Origin of the sequence: Echinimonas agarilytica (genome assembly GCF_023703465.1) — a bacterium.
GTDB lineage: Bacteria > Pseudomonadota > Gammaproteobacteria > Enterobacterales > Neiellaceae > Echinimonas > Echinimonas agarilytica.
The window spans coordinates 41,338-67,233 of the sequence record NZ_JAMQGP010000001.1 but is presented as its reverse complement, the minus strand read 5'-3'; the positions used below and the strand labels follow the sequence as shown (position 1 = coordinate 67,233).

The following is a 25,896-nucleotide window of genomic DNA, read 5'->3' as shown; positions in this document are numbered from 1 at the left end:
TTGCATACAGGGGCGGTAGGCGAGCGGCTGAAAAGTATACTTTTGTTTCGGTTGATATTGTAATCTGTAGGTACTAACGACGATGGCTTGTGAGAGGCTGCTTATAGAGTTTACCTTGCTCATTTTGAGGCTTTTGAAAAATGTATGTGCCTTGTTGGGAAACCGAGTTAACTTTACCTTGATAGGAAAGCCTTGGGATGACTAAGCTATGCTGCTGTGTTGATAATTCATACCGATAAATGTTGTTAATTTCTCCTTGTTTGTATTTGCGATAGAAGATTTGATCTGGGGCTCTATCGAGATGCAAAATCTTATGGTGAGGCATTGTGGTGATCACTTGTGCGCTTCCCGCCATATATTGCATTAACTCTGCTCGGTTATGTTCTTGGTAAAAAACCTTTCCGTCTAACACAAACGCTTGACTAGAAATTGGAATATCGAGTTGTTTGAGCTCTCCAGTGGAGAGTTTTTTTTGCCAAATTCCCTTGGTTGTTCCTTGATTTGTATCTACGAAAATAAGCACGTCATTGTTGACCATACCGATTGGGTAGAGAAAGTTATTATTTTTGATAAGGGTTTCTAGCTGCTGGTTGTGTAGTGTGTATCGGAAAGTCGTATCTTGGTTTTTAAAAACAATGTGCTGACTATCGGCACCCCACAAGGGTTTTGTTATTTGAGTGGGTTTGGAAAAGGCAGTCAGTTGCCTGTGTGCGTCATTTTGGTAGAGCCAAAGTTGTTCAGCACCTTGATGTTTTGAGATATACGCTATGCTTCTTCCGTCAGGCGAATATTTTGCATTGTATTCGTCGGCATCCGTGTCTGTTATTCGTCGAATACAACAACCGTCAACCCCTTTCATTATAATGTTATGAGCCACGGCCTGCTCGGTCCAATAAATATCATCAAAATCATCAGCAATACTCAGGCTGGTAATGCTTCCTTCATGGTGCTTTTGAACTTCTGTTAACTCCCCGTTAAGAGAGATCTTCATGATTTTATTGGGTGTGAAGTAGTAGAGCTCTTTGCTATTTGCGGGCCATTCAATGCCAGTGATCTCATCCAATACTGTGTGGGTGATTAGTAAGCTTTGAGTTGCCACGTCATAAAAGTGAAGTTGCTGCTGTTTCCCGTCCATTTGAGTCATGGCAACTATGCCGCGTTGCGCCACCGCGAACAGCGTCTTAGAAAGCTCGCTTATTCGGGTGGATTCGCCAGTTTGAATATCCATGAGCAGCGTTTGAAAATTATACTCATCTTCATGACTGCGGGTCACCACGAGTTGCCGGTCATTTATAAAGTCTACGCCCCGATATCGGTGGATTGGGTCATCTATTACTGCAATGGTATGGGGCGCTTCATGCTCATTTGGCGAAAACTGGAATACCCTGATGTGGGCTTCCCCGTCAGACCACAATAATGCGAGCTGATCGCCTGAATCAGACCATCTTAAGCTGCTTGACAGTAAGTTTAGTCTGTCCAGTTCAATGAGTGTGTGAGTGGGTTGTTCATCTTTGATGACTTGCACCAGAAAACCCGCATTAGTTTGTTCGATGGATGCATAGTAGTCACCAGAAGGGTGGACAGAAACTCGATGAATGTTATTCGGAGAAAGTGACTGCAATTTCATCTCATTGGGCGACAGCCAAAATAAAGCGAGGGAGGCTATCACTATTAGACTAAAAATGGCGGTGATTGATGAGTAGAGCAGCTTTCGTTTTGGCGAGCTTAAAGGACTCACGGGCACTACTAGGCGATAACCTCGCTTAGAAAAAGTTTGAATATATTGGTTGCTTCCACAATCTAGAGCAAAAACTTTTCGTAGTTCGGAAATGGTCCGTTGAACTGATTTTGGGGTCACCACCATGCCTGACCAAAGGCTTTCTAATAGTTCATCAACGGTCACGACCCGATCTTGATGTTTGGCTAAATAAAGCAATACCAACATTACTTTGGGTTCAAGTTTGTACTCATTGCTACCCAAAATAATTTGGTCCTGATCAGGGTAAATGTCGAACTTGTTTAGCCTAAACGGGGATGTGTTTTCTACTTTGCTCATACGACTACTTTTTCAACGATTAGTTACATACTTGTACAACGGTTCAACAATGAGTTTTTTCGCATCACGCAGAGTGTCGACGGTTTTAGGTAGTCTATAGGGGGCTGCATAGGGAGTGAAAGGCCTAGATGAGTAAATGTTTTTTATAATTTTATGTTTGTTTGTGAAGTAATTTATGATGTAAATATAATGGAGGTTTATTTTGTTATTGATTTGTAAGGATAAAAGTTAATAATTTTTTTCTTAGGTAAAGCTAGTAGGGTTATAGACTATTTTTCAAAAAATTAACATAAACGTGATGTCATACTGCCTAACCTGGTTTAGATGTGGTTTTTTGATTCTGAGTTGCCTTATACGTTCACTGACGATTACGCTTAAATGATACAAAAAACGTGCTATTTAGGACTCAACAGGTCCGAGCTTTCAACAGCGTGATGACCGACCAAGTTTCCGTTTATCGCTTTTCTTATTTACAAGCTACTCGTGACCATCACTATATTCGACGCACATGATCATTTGAAACGGTGCAGAGTCAAAATCCCATACCCAAACAGGGTGAGCCTGATCCGATGCGTGATTTTATTTTACATCGATTTAGCCGAATAAACCTTTTGAACTGTGATGAATTGGCAATGAAAAGGTTATGGTGACCATCAAAAATTAAGCTGGCAGCCTTTGTAGAGCTAAGTCTCAGAACTTTCAGTGCCCTGTCTTTTTAATGGCCCCACACATTTTGTAGGCCAGACCATCAAGTGGGCCAAAAAGTACGAGGGTTCTTTATGTTTACAAGGCATGTTCTAGCAAGATCAATCCAGAGATGCCTCTGGACGAGTCTCGCATTGTCGCTGTACTCGACTAGCGTGATATCAGCGGAAGATACAAAGCAAAAAGACGGAGGTGAAGAAGTCGCACAATCCGAGGCTCCTGAGATCATCACAGTTACAGGGGTACGCAGTTCACTTCGTGATGCAGCCTTCGCTAAGAAAAATGCAGACCAGATCATGGATGCCATCTCGGCTGAAGATATTGGTCAATTGCCTGATAATAATATTGCAGAAGCGCTCCAGCGGGTGACCGGTATTCAGATTGGAAGAGATGAGACCGGTGCAGGTTCAAGTTTCCAAGTTCGGGGGTTGTCACAAAACCGCGTAGAAATTAACGGCCAAAGTATGGCCAGCACAGGAGAAGACCGCTCCAACTCATTCAATGCAGTTGATTCGTCGCTCTTCAAAGGCATTGAGGTCATTAAGTCTCCTACTGCCGATATGGTGGAAGGAGCTATTGGTGCAACGGTTCGGCTTAAAACCTTTCAACCATTGGATTTTAAGCAAGCAACGTTTAATGCAGCCTATCAAGGCATGAAAAATAGCATTGCTGATGATCTTGGTCAGAAAGCCAACTTTATGGGTACCACCAAGTGGGACATGAATGATTGGGGTGAAATTGGGGTGTTACTCAATGTGGCCTATCAGGAACGTTTTACTGAAACTCATCAACTTGATTCAAATTGGTCTCCAGCGCTTGAAAAACAAATAGAGAATACAGAGCTTGTGAACCAGGCTGTGTTTCGCCCTGAAGATATCAGCATTGAACGAAAGCCATTTGAAGAAGAAAACTTCTCTTTTGATTCCACCATTCAGTGGCAGCTCAACGAGTCTGTAGAGCTTCATGTTTCTGGAATGAGCTCCAAGTTTGAACGTTTGAGTTCAAATGAACGCCTTAGGTTCTCTACGGGCAACCAAAGGAATACGTTGCAAGAGCGAGATCGACTAGACACTACAAATCTAGATGAAACCCCGGTAATTCTCGGAGCGTTTGAACGTAGCCCATTTGATTATGAATATGTGAATACCGGGACCGACGAATCGCCTGTTTATGAAAAGCAAACTGACACAGTCAATCGATACATAGTGCAAGCCGGTGCCTTTGCTCCGGCAAGTGGTAGCACCTCATCACCGGTGAACACCAACTTCTCGAGTGAGTTGCAAGACATTGACCAAAAGACATTTGGTTTTGGCGGCAAGTTCGATCTCTCAGATGATTTCATCATGGAAGCTGACTACGCCTATGCGAGCTCCAAAACTGAAAAAGAAAGTTTCGGCATTCTTTCTGATCCATCGGTAAGCACCGCGGTCGAAGGCAATGATGATGTCGAAGCGATTTCAAATTCGGTTGTCTACTTTGACTATGCACCTGGCCAAACTTTCCCTGAACTTGGGATGGTGTCATTTGATGGAGGAGCTGCAATTGATGGCGCTCTGTCGAATCCTGATAACTATAACTTTACTCGAATAAACGGCAATCAAAGCACTATTGAAAACCGCAAGGAGTCGATTTCTCTCGACTTTGATTGGTTTTTGGACGGTGACTACATTACTAAGTTGGAGTTTGGTGTTCGCGGCGCTAAAAATGATGTGAGTCGAGAAAGGACCGAATTGAAGTTTGCAGAGTTTCACCTGCACTCCATTTTCTCAAAAAACTGGCGCTACGCTGATAGAAACCTGAATACCGGCACCATGCTTGGTGGCACGACCAACATTAAACCTTCAATTGATTGGATTAATCGTGTCGCAGCGGAAGATCACGCAGCAGGTCTTTACGCTCAAGATATTACTTTGGCTCCGGGCGAAGGCTATTTGGATCCATATGTTCAGAACAGTGTAGGGCTTTTTCCCGGCTCGAGAGGTGCGAATTCGTTACCAAGCTGGACGAGCATGAGAATACCTCACAATGAATTTTCCAATATGGTGGATACATTCTTCCCAGGCCGCCAAGGCGACTGTTTACTGTTTGAAGTCGCTTTTGATAATCCCACCGGATTGTGTAAGAACAAGATTGAATACCCCGAAGGTCAAGAGGAGCTGATTAGTGGGGGTGAGTTGGATCATGTGTTTACCATTCCCAAGGCTGGGCTCTATACCGACCAAAGTTATCCCTATCTGATCGAAGAGACAACGCGGGCTGTATACGCCAAATTTAACTTTGAAAATGAACTATTAGAGATTCCCTACTCAGGAAATTTTGGCGTTCGTTACGTTGAAACAGATGTGGATACGCTTGGCATGATCACCACTAGGATATCTGATGGTGATGCCCCTTATCGTGATTATGATTCTCAAGTTCAAGAGTTATATACCGCCACAAGGGAGAGCAACACCTATAGCAACGTGCTGCCTTCAGGGAACGTCAACTTCATGTTTACCGATGACATGTTTGTTCGATTGGCGTTCGCTAAGGTGATGACGCGTCCGAATCCAGGTGATCTGTCTCCATCTTTGGATTTAGGCAATGGCTTTAGAGGTAAAGAGGGAACTCCTTCATTGAAGCCAGAAGAAGCCACGAACTATAACCTCTCTTGGGAGTGGTACATCAGTGACGTGAATTCTGTAAGTGCGGCTTTCTTCCATATGTCCTTAAAGAATTTCCTATCGAAAGAGTTTTACACCGTGATTGGTCCAACAGATCGAGACGGCAATAAACAATTTGACGATCCCGTCACTATCGAAAAGCCTGCGAACGGCGGAAGCGGATCAATTGATGGGATTGAGCTAGCAGCAAGCCATGCGTTTGACTATTTACCGGGAGCTTTGAGCGGGTTCGGAGTTCAGGGTAACTACACCTATACCGATAGCTCACAAAGCTCTGGTTATAGCGAGTTAGATGGCAGTCAGCTACCTGTACCAAATTTATCAGAAAATAGTTTCAACTTTATTTTGTTCTACGACAAGTTCGGATTCAACTTCCGAGCGGCTTACAACTACCGAGATGAGTATTACGAAGGTCCATCTAATGCCGGACAAGACCTTGTCCTTTATGAACCTTTCGATATTGGCGATGAAGTTGACTATTCCGCGCGCGGTATTCAGCTTCCGGTTTGGGTGGATGAATTTGAAACTTTAGATATATCAATGAGCTACAAGTACAAGGCGGCCACTTTCTTCCTTCAGGCAAATAATGTGCTCGAAGAAGCTCAGCGTAAATATGTGGGTGACAAAGAGAAAACGAAACATCTACTTCGTTTTTATAAAGAGACGGGTGCCAACTACACGGCTGGCGTTCGGGTTCGATTCTAATCGGCTCGCTCATATTAGGAATTAATCGTTAAGGTAATAATTATGAAAATGCCAATGTTTAAAAGGGCGCTTTTAACCTCCCTTTGCGGCACTTTAGTTGCTTGTGGTGGATCGTTGGATCAGGCAGGTATCGACACCTCTATCGATGAAGTGTCTGAAGAGTTAATTTTTGATTCTGGGGAGTTTGTTCGCAAACAAAAGCTCCTTTCAGCTTCTGAAGGTACAGAAGCGAATGACGTACAACTACTTCTGGTGCTGGGCACCTCTGGTGATTCCGGCCATGCCTTGCTTCCGGCAAACGCTGATATTGACCATGTGTTTGGCTCTCAGCCTTTATTGGATATTAGTGAAGATGCTGAAGCACCTATTTCCATCACAGGAGTCTGGGATACGACGGGTACCATCGAAGATCAAAGAGTTCTAGAGGAGATCACCAGAAGGTGTAATTTACTCGTCGAAGAGGGCGAATTGGCAATTGATTACCCCTGTTACGTAGACCCCTACAACTATGAACCAGCTTATCGTCAAAATGTTGTTGAACTGGCTGAATTGGTGAACCTCAATTATCAGCAGCAACCGATCGTTATGACAGGTCAGAACAAGTTTAAATACGAACTTCTGAATTCAATCAACCCTGAAAGGACAGAGATTTACGGTAAAGCAGCGCCCCTTACACAAGAAGATGGCACGATCACTCAGCTGACTGTGGTTGCTCCTAGGTTTAGCTTTGATGACGACGATTGGGACAAAACCTATCGCGCGGTACTAAATGTGGCTGGTTTTGAGCAAGAGTTTATTGCTTACACAGCAACACGAAACCCGGCCATCAACGACCCTGGCGAAGACTTTTTTGGCGTTCCTAAAAATAACTTAAAACCGGGCCGTTCATACGAAGCTTTCTATCCAGGTTTGTCTGGCTTCAATACGCAAGCTGAGCTGGTGATTGAAAAACTAGGTGAAGATACCGATTACGATATTGAAGTCAGCATTAAAGATGCGGATCACTTTGAACCTTATCAAGAAGGAGCGTTTAAAGTGCGTGCCGACGAGGCAATCAATATCAAATTTGTTACTCAAGAGGGACATTACTCGGAGTCTTACCAAGCCAAGGTGACGATTCGTGATGTGGTGGCAAAAGATCCCGACGGGTTGCTATTTGTTGAAGACACGATTGAGGTTAATACGCATTCTTCTGATTACGTGCCTGGGCCTGAAAATCACTTCGCATTTCCGCCCATGTATTCATCAACCAGTGAAGGCAAAATTACGCTTTCGGGCTCTACTTGGGTCTCGATGGATCAGATCAACTATGACGATGAAGCCGCAGTTTTCCCTGAAAATGGAGTCACTGTTGAACGTGTTCACTTTTACCTGTTGAGTTCGACGAATAACCTAACGGAACAGCTAGAGATAGAGGAACCGTTTGAGACACTTGAGCTTTCTGAAGGCGAAATTACTCTCAATGAAGCGCTCACAGAGACATTTGTAGTAGGCGACGAAGAACGAGTTAGACACGTTTACGACTGGACTTTGCAAGCCACTTTATATGAGTGGGATTCAGACAACGTGATTGTTGCGGTTGCTGAGTCAGATTTGTCGCGACAAGCCGATGGCGCAACCTTTTACGGTATGAGTGAACCTGAGTTTGTCACGGTGAGCAAAGCGGCCACCATCGACACCTTTCCAGCTTCAGCTCAGTACATGGTTTTGAGTGAACCTCGAGATGTCACCATCGATACTCGCAGTAAAGTGCCAACATTGTACATCGGAGACGGGACTCACAATTCGCAACTGAATGCCGCGGGCACAGAGTTAGTTGCGGACAACCACTCCATTCTTTGGAGCTATCCGTTGAGTGCAGCGGTGAAGCCAGCGTGTTCTTCTCTCGTAAACACCTTTGGCGGTAATATTATTGCAGGTGTTCAATTCAATCATGCTCGACCAGAGATAGGTGGCGTGTTTGTCTCCACGCATCAGGGCCGCGTTTCTTATCTGAATGATACTCAGATGGCAGCAGGCTATAGCTCTGTTCAGCATCCTTCTCGTGCGTTGCGTACCGAAGGTGAAGGGCCTCAATACCCCTCTCATTCTGCGTTCGATAGAACAGGTACGCGCTTGTTTGTTGCGTCTCAATCTCGCGGAAACTTTTCAAATTCTCAACAAGCTTTTGTCAGCATGATTGACCCCAATGTGCTTTCAGGAGAATACATTTCGTTGACCATACCGGCCTCATCAGACTCGTTTGATAGTAATTATAAGGGTGCTGTAGCAAATGAGAGTTCAACCGCGGGAGAGCTGAACAACGGTGTTTCTATCGATATTTATACGCGCAACATCAGTGAAACCATGGATCCTGAATACGAGGAATGGATTTTATCCTTGGATGGTAAGTTCAACGGCATTAACGGTATCGATGAACTTAACCGAAACAACACAGGAGAGACGTTGCTTAAAAAAATCAAGGTTAGAGAAAGCTACACGCCGGTTGATGCATATGCCGATATTTCTCTAAAAACCTCTAACGGAGAAGACATTACGCTCGAAAAAGCCAATGCCATTGTCGTCGACGACGCAACCCATACTGCCTATGTATCCGACTCTGTGGAAGATGTGATTTGGAAGTTTGACCTCACCAATATCGAAACAGATGTTGAGTTCGTGGCTGAACGTTTCTCAGATAACGACGGGGTACCAACCTCGGGCCAGCCAGCCTTTGGTGAAATCAGTGCGATGACCATTGAGGCCGACTTGGGCTACATCATTGCCGCAGACAAAGGTCAGAATGCGCTATTTGCCATTGACCTGAAAACGGGCGAAAGAACCTACCTCTTAAAGGCGTTGGGAGAGCTGAATAACGAAGCTGCCAATCCTAATCAATACAAGAGTATTTGCGAGCAATAACGACAGAAGGTGCGGCTTTTATAGCCGCGCATTGAGAGATATGCATCTTTGGAGCAAAGAATGACTTCGAAAAAAATTAGTTTCAACCAAGTAGCGGCGGCAGTGATCTGTTCTCTTGCCCTCTCTGCTTGTCAAAATGAAAGCGCGGTGAAACCAAAAGGTACCGAGCTGACTCCCAATGGAATAACCTTTGAATCCTATCAGCTCAATGCTGACGATTACTCAGGTGAGCGAAAGCAATACAGCTCAGGTCTTGAAGGCGGCGCTGTAGTTTCTGGTTTAAGTGAATTCGCTAATTACTCATTCACGGTGACGGCAGAAGATGTTTACTTGCCTGATCCAACCAAATGTCCATCTGACAATGCCACTGTTTTGACTAAAGTCGTGGGCAATAGCCCGGTGAGCGCTAACATTGCCAAATTGAGTGTGAGCGGCGATACCAATGCAACATCTGTGATCGATGGAGACTCGCTGGAGTTTATCTTTGACGTTCCAGATAACAGTTATGGTGTCACTTACGAGGCCTCATTAGACCTACCCGATGGCCCGCATGTATTTTCATTAAGCATACCGGCAGCAACGGATCTAAAGCCCGACAACTTGGAGTTCAAAACCGACGAGTTTCTAGTGTTCACTGATATCGTCGCAGCGTTTGACGACGGAGCCATTAGAAAAGATGAAGATTATGAAGCGGTTCCTTTGACTGAAACCGACGAAGAAACAGGCGACATCATCACCAATTACCCGTCTCCGGGAAGCACCGCAGCATTCCGACTGACGGATCCGGTGGCAGGGATTTCCGCTAGCGTTAAATCAGAGTTTGTATTTTCTTTTCCAGAAGGGCAAACCTATCTTGATGAGGAAGGAAATGAGCAACCCATCGCCAAGCTTCTTGTTTCTGAAGGTACTTCAAATGTGGCCGCGTATTCCAGCTGTGCGAAGGCAAAAGATGAGCTTTGGGCTTACTTTGACATTCCAGAGCAGGTTTACAGTCAAACCTATACTTCTCAATTGAACTGGACGTATGAAGAGTTTGACGAAGCCAGTCAATCTTGGGTGGAAAAGCTTGAAACGTTCAATTTTTCCATGACCACTGAACCATTTGATGATGAATTAGAACCTCTGATGTTCGAACCTGTCACAGGCGTTGAAGCCGGCGGTTCAGCAGATATTCCGGTTGATTTGACAGGCGTGAACACGCCTTTCGAGGTTGTGGTTGAAAATGCCCTATTTTCCATTGATGGAGGTGAATTTACGGATACGCCTCAGTGGATTTGGCCCGGTCAAAGCTTAGTGCTCAGAGTGCTTGCTAGCGATGAGTACTTTACCCAAACTAACTCCTTACTCAGACTGAGCGTTCCGGCCAACGAAGAACAAGGTATTCCAGCAGAGCAAGATAAATACATTCATACTATTGTTGTTGAGTCTTCGCCCGCTCCAGAATGGCCTCAATACAACACCGCCATTGATTTCCCAGCCGCTGCGAGCGCAACAGCTGCGGACACAGTTATACTTAGGGGGAGCGCCGATTTGCTGATCCCCGACAGTTATTCAGAGACGCCATCAGGCATTACTGCAGATGATTTACTCATAAATGATGTACCAGTGGATAGCTTTGATACAGCCACAGGAGTCTGGACGCACACCGTTACTTTGGTAGAGGGAAGCAATGACTTCTCACTGACAACGTCAACGGATATAGAGCGAGAGCTGTCGGCAGATCCTCAGGTGAAAACCATTGCTATCACCAAGCTCGAGAACAAATTCAACTTCTATCCAAATGAAACAGCACTTTACACTAAGTTTATCGATGTAACCGTGGATGGTCGCGAGCAGAACCCTACTTTCTACGTGGCAGATGAGGGGCATCAAGTGGTAAAACTTGATGTGTCTGATGCGCAAAGTGTAGAGCAGGATTATGTAGCCAAAGACGTGTTTGACCCAAGCCAGATCCTTGCGCCTGTCACGGGTGTTCAGGTGAATAACGGCCGAAAAGAGAAGTATTTCCAAGAGCGTTTTCTTATTCACGTTGCCGGCGGTGCAGCAGACGTGCAAGCGGCTAATTTGGTGCCTTACGAAGACGCAACAGTGTTGCTTCCGAAAGCGACCGAGAAAGCCTTTCTTGCGGGCGACAAAGCCAACTTTAGCGGGTCTCACCTTGCTATCGATGACGCCGGAGAAATGTTGTATTTGTCGGGCTCAGATGGTGTCAAAGCGGTTCGCTTAGACTATGAGTTGCAAGATATTAACCCTGTCACGGGGTATACCCATGAAATTCCTTTTGCTGATGAATCTAGCTCAGTGACTCTGGTCTCCAGTCAGTTCCAGACGCAGTCGTTAGATCTTTATACGGCAGCCGACGGTCGCCAATACCTATTGGTTTTGAGTCGCGCAGACGAGCTGAACTCTGGCATGAATGAGCTTTACGTTGTCGCCGTTTCAGACGATGGAAGTTATGATGCCGCCAACTCGGCAACGCCTCTTTCTTTGGACGACAACGGCAGCGCTATGACCTTAAGCGGTGCTACCGCTATTGCTGTAGATGACCAGCAAATGGCGGCATATATCACGCAGCCGATGCAAAAAGAGGTGGACGGCGATATGGTCGATAGCAGCGACATTTTGGTGGTTCAGTTAGCCAATATCGACACAAGTGCTATTTTAAGCGCGAGCTCTTTAGCGCTGATCTCCGGTGAAAATGAGTTTGATAGCTTAAGCTCGGTCGTGTTCGAAGGAGGCTTGGACTATTTGGTGGCAACCGACGGACATCAAAATGCCTTATACGCCATTGACCACAAGACCGGAGAGCGGGTTTACTTGCTACAAGCATCTGATCCTAACTCGGGTCGTCAGGAGGGACCTCAGTTTGTCACGATCGAAGGGGAAGAGTTTGTATCCTCAACTCCTTCTGACAGTGGCACAGTTGTTAAAGGTAGCGCAGATGACAAATCTGGCGTTGAAAGCATTAAAGCCGGCGCATCTGCCAGTTACTTTGTTCGGTTAGAGCCTACTTCACAGACGATGGATGTGACTTTCTATGCATCTGCAGGTAGTGGTGGTGAAATTCGAGTGTTTGCTGATGGCGTTGACTTAGGCGTTGCTGCGAACGTGGTGAATAACGGCGGTTGGTCTTCCTATAACCCTTATACGGCAACTCTCGATATTTCTGATCTCGATTTTATTCGAGAAATAACTCTCGTGTTTGAGAGCGTCACAGGTTCAACGGGTTGGTTGATGAACGTTGATAAATTTGACGTTGCATTTGATGGCTTTGCCCAAGAGTTTGAGGCAACAGACGAAGACATTATGTTTGAGTTAAACGCATCAACCTTTAGCAGCGCAACAGCGTCACCTCACGGTCCTACTCCAACAGCAAAACCTGACAACGGCACCAATGGTACGGTAGAAAGTAATAAGGACGGAGCAACCATCAGTTACGACGTTGCATTTGAACCTACTTCCGACACCATGGATATGACAGTTTGGGCTTCTGCTGGTGGCGGTGGAGACGTGCGAGTGTTGGCCGATGGTGTGGATATTGGAGTGATCTCGGGTATTGCAAACAACGGAGGTTGGGGCACTTACAATCCTTACAGTGGCGCATTGGATGTCAGCGATATTAACCATATTAAGCAACTTACTTTTGTCATTGAAAGCCCGTCTGGTAGTTCAGGCTGGTTAATGAATATTGATCAAGTAGAGATTTCTTATGTGGGATACCCACTGCCGCTCTCACTAGATAGCGACGACTAATCAAAAGTTTGGTATTTAACGATTAAAGTCAGCGCAATTGCGCTGACTTTTTTTGTGAGTGTTCGTTCAACCTCCAAGCATAACTCCCTTCATTTTCTTGTGTCAGTCAAACATTGTTAATACTTCCATTCGCCAAGTTTCGATCGATTTTGTGTTCAAGCTGAGCGATGAGGGTGCCGCGCCAAAAAGGTCAAAGTCTATTTGTATTCGGATAGAAATATGCTTTTGGCTCGCGTTAAATTCATTTAGACATGTTTAATTTTTTCTGATTTATGACTCAGCCGTGGTGTTTTAGACGTGGCTCACGAAATGAATAAATTCAAATTGAAAATATTATCCCAAACTTTCATTTGTTTGATTTGTATGGATTTAGTTGCTTGTTTGATGAATGTAATTTTTTTGATGGATATTAATTCGCTTAAATTAGTTCTATAAAAAGAATGAAATGGTCATGAAGCGATCCGGTGTGATCTGAGCATTATTCAATCGATTTTTTGTTGAATAAGCTTTGGCTCGACATAAAGCATGACCGAAGCGTTGTCCAACTCTCGGACGGCATAGTAGGGCCTGAATCGATAACTTTAAAAATACATCGGGCTAGAGCCGTTGCTTTGTGTCGCCTTTTTCGACCTCATCAGCATGGATGCTGACTGCTCTGCTAACAGAGGGCTGGCATAGCCAAAGTCGAGCTTGCTTCAATAACTAAAGTGAGGAAACCATGATTTCCAAATCAAACCACAAAGCACTGTTTAAAAGTTTACTGGCAAAAAGTATTGCTGTAGCGGCGTTGTCCAGTCCAAGTCTGTCGGCCTATGCCTCCGCGCCATCAGATGTTTATTACTATAACCCAGCGCCACATGATTACATTGAGTTGCACTGGGTTGATAACTCTCAAGATGAAATTGAATTTAAGATTCAACGTTTAAACGAAGACGATTCTAGCTGGAAAGATATTGAATCTGTGCCTGCAAATCGCACTTCATGGAGTCAAACTGGCTATAATCGTGACCTCACTAAAAATTTGCGTGTGGTGGCTGTAACACTCAGTGGAAACAAGGCAAGCGTGCCGGTGCGGTTAGTGGGCACGAAAGATACCTTAGAAGTGTATCAAGAGGTTCCGGGTATCCGTGCTCCCAAAACTTATACCAAGAAGTCGGTAACGTCAGGGCAAAACATCACGTTTAGTGAGCTGCAAGATCAAACTCCAGCCGATCCTTCTCAGGGCAAGGCAACAAGGGTTTCAACGTTTTTTGATATCAAGGTCAAAGAAGCCGATTCGAATGATGCTTTCTTGTCTTCACCAACCTATGAAACTCGCCCACAAATTCGAAACTTCTTAGCTCAAGATGAGCCAGAGCATTCTGGCTCTCACAAACCCTATGGCTATTCTAATTATGGCCCGAACGCCAATAATCCTGGCCGAACTGTGCATCAGAAACACTGGACTAATTTTGAGTCCACTCGTAATGTCACCGTTCAAGTCCAACTTCTTAATTCTGCGGCTCTCTCTGGCCCCATTAATATGAGTGATGTCGAGATTCATCCTGCTCCTTTGAGCATGACATTAGTCGACAACAATACGCTGGAAATTGAACTGCCTGGTAGTTCCGATGTGGCGCGCCATTATCGAGTGTCGATGAATCGCAGCGCTTGGGATGATGAAGTCACAGGCCGAGCTGGCACTATCATCGAGTCCCCTCTTTTTATCTTTGTAAATCCAGTCCATCAGGCTCCTGCCTCGGCACCAGAAGGGCAAATTAAAGAATTTGAAAACGGAGCATTAGTGGCGATTGGTGCTGGCATTCACTTGCCGAATAGTCGCTATCAGCACTATGGCCCCGATGCCAATGAACAGGCCAGAGAAGTTTATGCGCCCGGAGATGCTTATCTGCATTACGGCATCTTTATTAAAAACCCCATTGCAGACATGAAGCTATGGGGGCGCGCCATATATTCCGATGAAATGTTTATCGTGTATGACGATACCAGTACGGGCTATACAGGCTCTGATGAAACAAGAACACCTTGGGCGCGGACTCGCGCTATTGCCAACAACCCTTGGGGCATTGAAGACCGGTATTGGAGCACTCATTTTTACGTGGAGGGAAATAACGCCAGCAAGGTGACCTTTGAAGGCTTTACTAATATTGGGGGCCGAATGGCAACGGCATTTAAGTCGTCCACGGCAGAGCTCTTGAACCACAAAGATGTGGGTTATGGCGGCGGGACTTATCAAGCTGGATCAGGCGAATCTATTGTGTATCGCGGCAACTTGCTCACCAATGATGATGACATCACCTATATTCATGAAACCTATACCATGGAGCAAAATACCAGCTTCAACGAGCATAATGGCCCTAGTTTTCAGTTTGGCTGGTCGGTCAATACCAAAGCCGCTCAAAGTAAAACCTATAACCATACAGTTTGGAGCTCGAACAGGCGTGACGAAACCACCTTTGGTAAAAATCACGGGGTGTTCAATAGTCGTTTGCAATTAGGTCAGTTGGAGCAACATTTAGGTGGCCATTTTGAAAACTTTGAGTTCTGGGGAAAAGAAGTCATTTTATTCAACCTGCAACTTTGGAATGACCGTCAAGGCGACCTCACAGGGTTAACCAGTCTGTTAAGTGACAAAACCTTTAAAGACTTTGAGATTCATGAGACGCCTTACCTGCCCAGCGTCATTAAAGGGATTGAGGACAAAACCACTGACAATGTGGGTTACGTTCGATTCTTCCATTTTGACAATGTGAAATTTGAGGGAACGCCCCTCAAAAACTTGAATGACAGAGGCCTATTTGAATACAACGAATATGTCCTACCCCATACATTTACCTTCTTTAGCCTGCCAGATGCGATAGCACAACCCTTAGCGGGAAATGCTCCCGTGGGGCAGACCATTCAGTTTAAAGCCAATGTAAACGGCAAATTTGTTCAAGCTGATGAGTCACTTCCCGTAAGTTTGAGTCCGCTCACAGCAAACGAAGCGGCCGCATCACAAGGCTTTGAAGTGGTTGATGCAGGCAATGGTTATATTGCGCTGAGAGCTGCAAATGGTTATTACGTGAAGGCCGACCCTAATCGTTATGGTTATGTATACACACAACCGGATCTAGTGCGCGGAGATACTGATACCCAAGAGATCACCGACGAGGCTAAATTTGTGTGGGTTGATGTAGACGCATCAAACTTCGCTCTATGGTCTAAATCCATGGGACTTTACGTCAAAGCTGAAGCGCATTCTGGCCCGGCGCGTCCACTATATGCTGCGGCAAGCCGAATTGGTTCTTGGGAGCAATTCTCGTTGGACGATAGTGTTGCTGGAATTACGCCTCCGTCTGGGTTTACTCAGCTTGTGTTTAAACACAATCAATGTTTGGAAGTGGCTAAAAGCAAACTGGACAATGGCGATAATATTCAGCAGTGGGCTTGTTCGGATATGCCAACCAAGCATTGGCAGATGATTGCTCAAGACGACGGCTTTTATCAGATCAAAAACCAGAACTCAGGCAAATGTATGGAGGTGAGAGCTTGGTCTAAAGCTGAGGGTGGAAACATACAGCAATGGAACTGTAGCCTAGGCGAGAACAAATTGTTTACCTTGGATGACGTGGGTGATGGTTATTTTCGATTAGTGAACAAGCATAGTGGCCTGTGTGTCGATACCGAAGGGAGCGATACTGCTGGTGGAACCAATGTGATCCAAGCGAATTGCTCAACATCCGATACTCAGAAACTGAAATTTCAATAACAGAGGGTGTTCAAACCCTTAAGAACGGCTGGGTTCTTCCCAGCCGTTCTTACTCATTGAAATTAGCATCTGAGAGAGTGGGCTTATTAGATAGAATTTATGTTGTCAGTGATAAGTCACTTAATGCTGTTGGTTTGAATTCATCCGCAATGCATCAAATTGAAAGCACTTCATCACTAAAGTCATCGGCTTGTCGATGACCGGCACACAAAACCGTGTAAATACTGAAATCTAACAGCTCTTTTTTGGCTTCAAGTTTGCTCTGAAAAGCCTCTGTTAAATCGCATTCGCCATCGGTAATCATCAAGATATCTGCCTTATTGTAATCTGAGCAGGTTTCAATGACTTCACATGCACGAGTCAGAGGGGGCTCAAAGTCGGTGCCTCCGCCATAACCTTTTTGCAGGAAATGCATCAGCGATGGAATGTCTGTTGCGGTGGTCACTTGCCACTCAGACAATTCTCCGGCAGCGCCAAATAGAATGACGTGCAGTGCACGCTTTTCCTTCTCAAGAATGTTATTGATAGCAAGCAGTAGAGCTTTGGCTTTGGCAATTGGTATGCCATTCATGCTGCCTGAAGTATCAAGACAGGCGACAATAGGGCCTGTTCGGGTATTGTTCTTAATAGCTTCATCGGTGGTGTTAATGTCTGAACCTGCGAGTTGATAAGTCAGTAGGTTCTTTTCTATTAGGCGTGAATAAAACAGCGTTTCAAGTGTTTCATCTTCCAAGTGGACTAATTCGCTGGGCAGCATGCGCATCAGATCGTCGCTTAGATGCGTCCCGTGTACCTCATTCTTGCTGGCTTTGGGCACACGACTGTGACGCTTTTTTCCCTCACTGATATAAAAGCGACCCATTTTTTTCACGAGTGATTGAATGGCATCATTACTTTGCAGGTGTTCGGCCAAAGAGCGTAAATCAGATTGGCAGGGCTTAAGCTGCGCATAGGTAAAGTTAGCACTGGGAAGCAATGAAATCACACCGCTGAGCTCATGATAAACTTTGGAAATATCCGTCAGAAGATGATCCAGAGCATGCAGCTTTTGATGAATCTCATTAGGGATCGCCTCATCGCATATTTCTTGCTGATACGCCTGCAAATCTGCCAATTCTGAGCGAATGAATTCGATGCTTTGCTCATTCAATGGCAATTGTTCATACGCTTGGGTGTGTGCTTGCCAATCTGGCTCGGGCGTTATTGGCTCAGACTGTTCCTGCTGCCAGTCCCAAAGCCGCCATTTGTTGGCTCCTAACTTTTGTTTGGCGCTATTTTTGAGTGACTTTAATGTAGGCTCCCACGATTCGTCTGATGGAAGCGGCATGATGCGCTCGAGGAGCGATGTATTGACCTGAGTATCAGCAATGGTGCGAACGCACTTTTCAGAAAATTCGTGGCAGTTGTTGAACACCAGCCCGTAGAAAGAACGCTCGCCAACGCACGCATGAGATGCTTCCGCCACAGTTGGGTGTCCTACCGCACCGTCGTCGTCGCAAGAGACATAAATCTTGCGACCCATGGTGCTTTTTGAGGTGAAGCTAGCGGCATTGCAAAGCCTCACGGCACCATCGGCGAAGCCTTCCACTACAATATTCGACATCTGCCCGTCATCGACGTAAATCCCCGAATGTTCGACGGCAACCCATAAGTCGCAATAAACCACACTGCCGGGTACCGGCACCACTTTGTCGCGGAAAGTATCATCAACAAAGTATTTCAGAGCTTTAAAGCCAACAGGTAAAGCCGCGTAAGCTGCTGCCGCAAGTGGACCGAGTGCTGGAGCAATTAAACCAAACATGTCGAATTACAGCCAAATATTGTTGCGTACTTGCTGACTCAACAAGTCGATGTGCTCGCCACTGCTGATGCCACCTGCAAAAGTACTTTGGGGCGAGCGAAGTACGGGTTGATCGGTGTCCTCATTCCATTGCCATATAGTGTCAAAGTCCCACTCCAAGGTGTATTCGAGATAGCTTTGGTTAAACTGAGCTGCGGCAATGGTTTTGCCATCGGGTCCATTGGGATCGTCAGTGCCTGAATTGCTGTCAATTGATACATTTAAGGTGTTGTGTTTGAGCTCGGGATTGGAATCTTGAGATGATTTTGGCTGACGATTAAATTCTTGGCTGTCTGAACTACAGATACGATTTCTCATGGAGTGGACCTCCATCACACCCACGGCACATCGATGGATGCCGCTGGCGTTACTGCTCGCGGCAATCCCCACAAAGGAGCTGTTGGACTGGGGTTTGACCTGGCCCGCAACAAAACAATTAAGAACTTGGCTTTGCTTGTTCAGCTCCAAACATACGCCTGCGACAATTCGCTCATAGCTATTGGGGCTAAAGTACGAATGGCCAGCCCAGCCGTTTGCGAACTGGAACCAAGCTTGCGTCATGTTAATGCAGCAGTTTTGAATAACACTTGCCGTAGCTGAGCAAACTAATGGCGCTATATCTGTGGTACAACGCTCAATACGACCTTGCACCAGCTTATTGGCTAGCCGTAAATCACACAGCACTAGGTCCGTTACGGTTGACCCCTGATCGACAATGCTAAATAGCTCGCGCCACAGATTGTCTTCTTTTTTGTAGGTGATACTAAATCCACCGCCATCGTAATGTCCTTTAAAGGCGATATCGGTCCAGTGGCTGTGGTCAGACAAATCAATATGTTCTGTTTGGCGGAAATGATGACCGCCTTGTCCAACATCTGAGCGATGCATAATCCCCAAATCATTGTGGTTGGCGATGAGAAATGGGTCTTCATGTGTTCCGATTCCGCGCAGCCCTTTGATCTTGGCGTGCAGCTCTGAAATGCAATTCTGTTCTTGCGGAATGACTTCGCTCTCGGCTTCATCTAACTCCACCGGCCAACTGAATGCTCGCAGTTCAGTGAGTACAAGCTCTTTGACTGTGGCGGCATTTTCATGGCGGTTCCACAAACAATCTTTGAGCAGTAATAGGTCGGATAGATCGACCTTAGGCCGTCCGTTGGTCGCCGCTGAAACTCGCAGGAGGTGAGCAATTTTGGTGAAACGCCGATCAGACAATTGTTCGCTGCGGTCCTCTTTAAATGCTTCTGCGTGTGCGGCCCATATATTCAGCAGCGCCTGTTGAACGCCCGAGGGCATTGTAACCTGTTCCGCAAGCGTGTGTATTTGCTGCAGTGTCTGAAGATCAAATGCGGTTATCGAGTTGTTTTGAGCGCTGAGGTTGAGTAACTCACCCAGCTGATCTTGATGGATGTAATCGACAAAGCTGCGCACCAAAAAACGGTCGTACAGAGCACTTAGCTCTTCCTGATCGGTAGGCAGCTCGTTCGACGCCGCAATAAGTCCTCGCAATGGCACTTGTTCAGCAACAGCCCCATTATGAAAGATACGCTCATTGAGAATGGTCAGCAGTGCATTGAGAATCGACGAACTTGCTTTAAACACCTCGTCTAAAAATGCCACTCGCACAGAAGGCAAATAGCCTTGTGTATTGCGCTTGAAACGGTTTTCTTTGAGATCTGAAATAGAAAGCGGGCCAAAAATTTCCTCAGGCGTGGAAAACTTGGTGAGCAGATATTCAAAATAACCCGCTTCTGTGTCTGCTTGCCCAAGACTCTGAGCGATCTTTCTCGCAATCAGACTTTTTCCTGTGCCTGGAGGGCCTATCAACACAATGTTTTCACCTGCAAGGAGTGTCAGCAGTGTTGCTCGTAAGGTTTCTTCGCGCCCAACCAAGCCATGATTAAGTTGCGTTAATAACGCCTGAATCGTTTCTTTCATACTTCTCTCAACTGAAAAAATTTAATTCGAATAGATGGTTTAGTCTTTGATGACCGGGTAATAGGGGTCTCCCCAGATTTGGTCGCCGTGATCCATCATGATATCAATGACCAGTGGCACCAGCTCATTGAGAATACAAACGCAATCGCGGATCTGATGGCGATTGACGCTGCTATTCCAAGTGGCGCCGCCATGCATCAACTGGTTTCTGAGGGTATAAAGACGAGCCAGCACAATACCAATAATCTGCGCCGTATCTTGCCGCCCCATAGCTGCATTAGCAGCGGCTTTCGCGGCACAAAACACTTCTTCCCAGTGGCGACTTGCCGGTTGACCATTTTGGTGGTCCCAGAATGGTTGAAAAACATAGGGGTTGTCTAGCAATACACGAATAGGCCCGGTGAATTGACTCCAAACCAGTTGGTTTAGCCTGCCTGCACTGTCAAGCTCACACAGCCGCGCAATAAACTGCGACGTGGTATTCAACTCAGAGCTTTTGTGGTGGGGGGCAATATCATTGGCATATGCTGCGTTGAAGGCAATCCACAGAAAAATGAATTGTGCGTCGCTGTCATCACTACTTTGTTCGGCTTTGTCGAACCAACTCAGCGCCCTATGCACTCGCAAACTCAGGTTTTCATTGAAGCCAGACCGCAACTTACGTTGTTTGTGCTTGAGTTCGATAAACTGCATAACGTGCTTTTCTAAAGTTGGTAGGCTCTGTTGTGAAGGCTACCTGAGAAGTATTTAGAAAAACATTTTCTACGTCAAAGAAACAGTGAACAAATAAATAGAGACGGCATGACGGTTCGCAGCAGCATTTAATACGACAGCCCCCTCCACAGCTTTTTACGTTCATCACTTCCCGATACAGAAACTTCCGAAAATGCGGCCGAGTAAGTCGTCTGAGGTGAATTCGCCGGTGATCTCGTTCAAAGATTGTTGGCATTGGCGCAGATCTTCGGCTAGTAATTCTCCGGCATGAAAGCCTTTGAGTTGAGCGAGGCCTTGGCTGAGGTGAGCGTGGGCTTGATCTAACGCATCGAGGTGGCGTCTGCGCGCCATGAACTTTCCTTCTACGGCACTTTGATAGCCCATGCTGGTTTTTAAATGAGCGCGCAATTGCTCAACGCCAGTACCTGATTTTGCCGATAACGAAATGACGTGCGACTGACCTTCGGCGCTAGAAATGATGGGCTCGCCCGACAAATCTGCTTTATTGCGGATCACGGTAATCTTCATACTAGACGGCAGGCGATCGATGAATTCGGGCCAGATATCGTGCGGGTCTACGGCTGTTGTCTCGGTGCTGTCGATGAGGAACAATACGAGATCGGCATTGTCGATTTCATGCCAAGCGCGCTCGATGCCTATTTTTTCAACGGTGTCGTCGGTGTCTCTTAAGCCAGCGGTGTCGATGATGTGCAGTGGCATGCCATCAATGTGAATGTGTTCGCGTAATACATCACGTGTGGTGCCTGCAATTTCGGTCACAATTGCCGATTCGCGGCCTGCGAGTGCGTTGAGTAAGCTTGATTTGCCTGCATTGGGGCGACCCGCTAATACGACTTTCATGCCTTCGCGAAGCAAACTGCCCTGTTTAGCTTCTTGCTGAACTTTTTCTAGCTGGATCATGATCGCGGTGAGTTTGCCTTCAACGTCGCCTTCGGTAATGAAGTCAACGCCTTCTTCATCTGGAAAATCAATAGAGGCTTCTACGTACAAGCGCAAATAAATTACTTGTTCAACGAGTTGATTAATTTCGGTTGAGAATGCGCCCTGAAGCGAATTGAGGGCACATCGAGCGGCTTGCTCTGAGTTGGCATCAATTAAGTCGGCAATGGCTTCTGCTTGCGCTAAATCGAGCTTGTCGTTTAGAAATGCTCGCTCACTAAACTCGCCGGGTTTGGCCATGCGAACGTTGGGTAGGGTGCAAATTTCACGTAGCAGCATGTCCATGACGATTGGGCCGCCGTGGCCTTGTAGCTCTAAAACATCTTCACCGGTAAATGAATTGGGAGCCACAAAGTACAGTGCGATGCCCTGATCGATGATTTCTTGATTGGCTTTAAATGGCAGGTAATCGGCGTACCTAGGTTTGGGTGTTTTGCCGAGTATGTGCTGGGCAACTGTTTTTGCCTCTAAACCAGAAACCCGAATAATCCCCACACCTCCGCGTCCTGGAGGGGTGGCTTGGGCAACAATCGTATCTTGGTTGAGCATGAATAAACTCTGTGAACTCTCAATGGTTGAATAGTATACCAATGCCACTGGCGGTTAATAAGTCCAGATTTAGCCTGCTTCAATTTGGTCTTTGAATTTGACCTTCCAGCGTTTGAACAGCCAAATTTCGATGACATGCGCAACGGTGGCAATGTACGCGCACGTCATAATGATTTGCATCAGGCGGTCTGTTGATTTGGCGCCAATATCGTCACTGGTACCCGTGGCTAAACCACCAAATAGTACTAAGTATCCGGTGATGGCTCCTGCATACAGCTTACCGACCTTGCTCCCTGAAAATATTTCGCGGCCAAAATAGATACCAATGGTGGCCATAAACAACAGGCAGTAAACCAAGCTTGGAATCATGGTAAATAGTTCGAAGGTCGCTACGGCCAAAATGGCCGACAAAATATTAATGATCAGGAACAGCTTGAGTGCATGAATTTGCTCCGCAACAGACACTTGCATGAGAAATAGAGCCGAGAATATCAACACCGAAATAATGTTGGTGGGCATGGTAAACAAGAAATAGAGCAAAATCGGCAACAGCACGATCACGCTTTTGGCGGCAATTAATACTCTCACAAAGGACGAATAAGGACTGGTGGGCAAATTTCGCTCAGTGTGCGGCTCAGGAAACAATGCGTGACTGACAAGGTAAATAGCAATGGCGATCGATGACGATTTCATGAGGGCTGTGGTGATTTCAGACACGACCACGCCGTTGAGTACACCCATAAAACTAATGAGCACTAAAAAGATAATGCCGAATGTGGCAATGAGGATAAATTTAGGCTCTGTGCCTAGGTAGTAAAACCAAAATAGCAGCAAGCAGAGTAGGGGGATCATGACTCCGGGTTGAAACCCAAATGCCGATACGAACTGGTTGAAGATGGCAGGCATCACCACTAAGCACAGAAACAGCACAAAAGTACCTTTAGTGCTTGGTGCTGCGGGTATGGTTAAAAACTTGGCAACTAGCACAAAGATCAGGTGGCCCAAGGCAAAGTCGACTGTTAAGCCAACGAAAGTGGACGCCACAAGCCCAAACGTAAATCGAAACGTTCGGGCTTTGAGTAGTTCTTCTTGAGTCATCGTGCGTACGACAGGATTGAAACGATACGAATCCAAATATGACCGAGTGAGTTGATGATGAAGTTATCGTCGGTAAAGACAATCACATCTACTTGGCCACCATGACGTTTTAATCCTCGACTGATTTCCGGATCATCAAAGGTGATATTGATAGGAAATCGTTGTGCGTCTCGCATCCAACCTTTCTTGTTTTGTGATTTTGCCAATTGGGAGGGGTCGGTTGGATCGCCAAAATCCACGGCCCAATAAGACTTAGAGACGGTGCCGGTAAATACCCGACCCGGAGCGTTATCCAATACCATTGCTACGCGGTCACCTACGGCAATGTGCTCTAGGTTATTTTCACGCATGTAGGCTTCAACCCAAACGTTTTCTACGTTTAGGTAGCTGGTTAGGGGTTTACCCGCTTGGGCGTAATAGCCGGCTTCAATGGTGAGGTTTGCCAGTGTGCCCAACGAAGGTGCTGTGATTTGAGTGCGTGCCAAATCCAGCTCTGCGTTTTCTAGTTCAAGCATAGCGGCTTTGATTTGGGAGTTGTCCATGCCCTGAGCGCCTAGTGTTTGCTGTGCTTTCACTAAGTCTGCTTCGGATGTAATCACGCGGGCCTCTGCGGCATCGAGCTTGGCCCGAGCGTCATCGGCATCGGCCTGTGATACGACGCCTTTACCGGCCATATTGAAGATACGATTGGCTTGAATTCGGGTGGTTTCAAGTTGAGTTTTTGCATCCGCAACGCGGCTTTGTGCCACTCCAATATCAGCCGTTTGTGCGCCCACGGTTGTGCCTGCAAGACGCAGGTTTTCTTGTGCCTTAGCAACGGCGACCAGGTAGTCGGTTTGATCAATAGAAAAAATGGTCTCGCCGGGTTGTATCAGCTGATTCACGTCAACATGAATCTGGGTAACATGACCCGAGACTTCCGGTGTGATAGGCGTGATATAGAGCTTCACCCGCGCTAAATCAGTGCTTGGTGCGTGGCGATCCATGATCAGATACAGCAAAAAGAAAAAGATACATAAGCCGAGTAAGAACTTACTAATTCGAAGTAGTGCTTCGGGCTTTTTTTTATCTTCTTGAGGTGCCTTCTCAGGCACCTCTTCGGTTTTTATCTCGCTCATAGATGGGTACTTAATCTCTTATTATTCTTGAATGCTTTCTTCATCGTCTGACAGTTGGTGCTTGTTCAGCCATAAGGTAAAGAGCTCATAAGTAATGACTAGTATAACGGCACCCACGAAAAGCCCTACAATACCCGTAGACATGAAACCACCAATAGCCCCTAAAAATATCACCAGCATTGGGACTTTAACACCGCGTCCCATCAGCATGGGTTTCAGTACGTTGTCCATTAGACCAACAATCACAATCGCAATGGTATAGATAACCGCTGGCACTGTGTCCATGTTGTTGAATGCCCAAGCGACTGTGCCAATGACCACTAATCCTGGACCGAGTTGAATGGTGCTTAAGATCAGCACAACAATGGCCCACAAGCCCGCTGCTGGAATACCTGCGATCATCATCACGAGCCCTGCACACACGGCTTGTATAAATGCCACTCCGAGTACCCCTTGCGTGACACTCATGACAATTTTACCGGAGAGTTGCGCAAACTCAGCTCCGCCGTCGCCCACTAAGCGCTTGCAGAGCCGGTCTACTGATTGTGTGCACGCTTTGGCATTGGCTAGAAATACGCCTGAAATAATAATTGAAACAAGGAACATGAGTATGCTGACGCCTGCGCCTGTGGCTGTATCAATCATTTTTTGTTTGATGGGTTCAATGACGTCTTTATGCCGAACTAACGCGCTTTCGAGGTTAATCGATGCATCTTTCCAAATAACATAAACCTGCTCACCAATGACAGGCCACTCTTTAACATTGTCTTCAGGTGGAGGAATGACCAGTGTGCCTTTGTCAGCTTGCTCATTAATGTTTTTAGCGGCATCAACGGCTGAATTTGCCAGCATAAATGAAGGCGTAATGAGCACTGCTAATGCAATTATGGTAAAAAGAATAGAGGATAACTTGTTGTTTCCATTGAGCTTGGCTTTGAACTTAATGAAAAGGGGATATACAGCAACAGCAATAATGGCCCCCCACACAATAAGGCTAATAAAGGGTTTAATGATGGTAAAACTCCAAATGAGGAGTAATGCAATAATCCCTATACGAAGCGCAGATTCGATATAAATAGCGATTTTTTCGTTGCTATCTGACATGAGCGATCCCTGTTGTCATTAATACAGTTGGTATTGTGGCT

Annotated in this window: 12 protein-coding genes; 4 read left to right on the top strand and 8 right to left on the bottom strand. The window is 46.0% G+C overall.

Translation table 11 applies throughout. From position 1 onward, the window contains the following. Positions 1–73: 73 nt before the first annotated feature. Positions 74–2,056 carry a winged helix-turn-helix domain-containing protein gene (locus NAF29_RS00260; protein ID WP_251259420.1) on the bottom strand — a complete coding sequence of 661 codons (1,983 nt, stop codon included), beginning with the start codon at positions 2,054–2,056 and terminating at the stop codon, positions 74–76. A gap of 839 nt (positions 2,057–2,895) precedes the next feature. Between NAF29_RS00260 and NAF29_RS00255 the strand changes: the two genes are divergently transcribed. From NAF29_RS00255 to NAF29_RS00240, 4 genes are all read left to right on the top strand, one after another. After that, positions 2,896–6,129: a TonB-dependent receptor domain-containing protein gene (locus NAF29_RS00255; protein WP_251259419.1), complete on the top strand. Its 3,234-nt coding sequence runs from the start codon at positions 2,896–2,898 to the stop codon at positions 6,127–6,129. Positions 6,130–6,171: 42 nt separating this feature from the next. Next, a complete protein-coding gene (locus NAF29_RS00250) occupies positions 6,172–9,030 on the top strand; it encodes a hypothetical protein (protein ID WP_251259418.1) in 2,859 nt (952 codons plus the stop codon). A 60-nt stretch (positions 9,031–9,090) separates the two neighbouring features. After that, positions 9,091–12,783, top strand: coding sequence for a carbohydrate-binding protein (locus tag NAF29_RS00245; RefSeq protein WP_251259417.1), 3,693 nt, complete (start codon positions 9,091–9,093; stop codon positions 12,781–12,783). A 718-nt stretch (positions 12,784–13,501) separates the two neighbouring features. Next, entirely contained in the window at positions 13,502–16,534 is a 3,033-nt protein-coding gene (locus NAF29_RS00240; protein ID WP_251259416.1) for an RICIN domain-containing protein, read from the top strand. 154 nt (positions 16,535–16,688) lie between these two features. On the opposite strand, the gene NAF29_RS00235 is transcribed toward NAF29_RS00240, so the two are convergent. The 7 genes from NAF29_RS00235 to NAF29_RS00205 all read right to left on the bottom strand — a co-directional run bounded on the left by NAF29_RS00235 (position 16,689) and on the right by NAF29_RS00205 (position 25,855). After that, positions 16,689–18,335, bottom strand: a complete 1,647-nt coding sequence (locus NAF29_RS00235) for a VWA domain-containing protein (RefSeq protein ID WP_251259415.1) — start codon at positions 18,333–18,335, stop codon at positions 16,689–16,691. Positions 18,336–18,341: 6 nt separating this feature from the next. Beyond that, the gene (locus tag NAF29_RS00230) at positions 18,342–20,312 is read right to left on the bottom strand and encodes an AAA family ATPase (protein ID WP_251259414.1); all 1,971 of its coding nucleotides are present in this window, start codon (positions 20,310–20,312) and stop codon (positions 18,342–18,344) included. A 39-nt stretch (positions 20,313–20,351) separates the two neighbouring features. Then, positions 20,352–21,005, bottom strand: coding sequence for a HEPN domain-containing protein (locus NAF29_RS00225; protein ID WP_251259413.1), 654 nt, complete (start codon positions 21,003–21,005; stop codon positions 20,352–20,354). Positions 21,006–21,170: 165 nt separating this feature from the next. After that, a complete protein-coding gene (mnmE, locus tag NAF29_RS00220; RefSeq protein WP_251259412.1) occupies positions 21,171–22,535 on the bottom strand; it encodes a tRNA uridine-5-carboxymethylaminomethyl(34) synthesis GTPase MnmE in 1,365 nt (454 codons plus the stop codon). A gap of 69 nt (positions 22,536–22,604) precedes the next feature. Next, complete coding sequence (locus tag NAF29_RS00215) at positions 22,605–23,633, bottom strand: DUF2955 domain-containing protein (RefSeq protein ID WP_251259411.1); 1,029 nt, start codon at positions 23,631–23,633, stop codon at positions 22,605–22,607. Continuing rightward, positions 23,630–24,751 carry an HlyD family secretion protein gene (locus NAF29_RS00210; RefSeq protein ID WP_251259410.1) on the bottom strand — a complete coding sequence of 374 codons (1,122 nt, stop codon included), beginning with the start codon at positions 24,749–24,751 and terminating at the stop codon, positions 23,630–23,632. Before NAF29_RS00210 ends, NAF29_RS00215 begins: the two co-directional genes overlap by 4 nt. A 21-nt stretch (positions 24,752–24,772) precedes the next feature. Next, positions 24,773–25,855 carry an AI-2E family transporter gene (locus NAF29_RS00205; RefSeq protein ID WP_251259409.1) on the bottom strand — a complete coding sequence of 361 codons (1,083 nt, stop codon included), beginning with the start codon at positions 25,853–25,855 and terminating at the stop codon, positions 24,773–24,775. Positions 25,856–25,896: the final 41 nt, after the last annotated feature.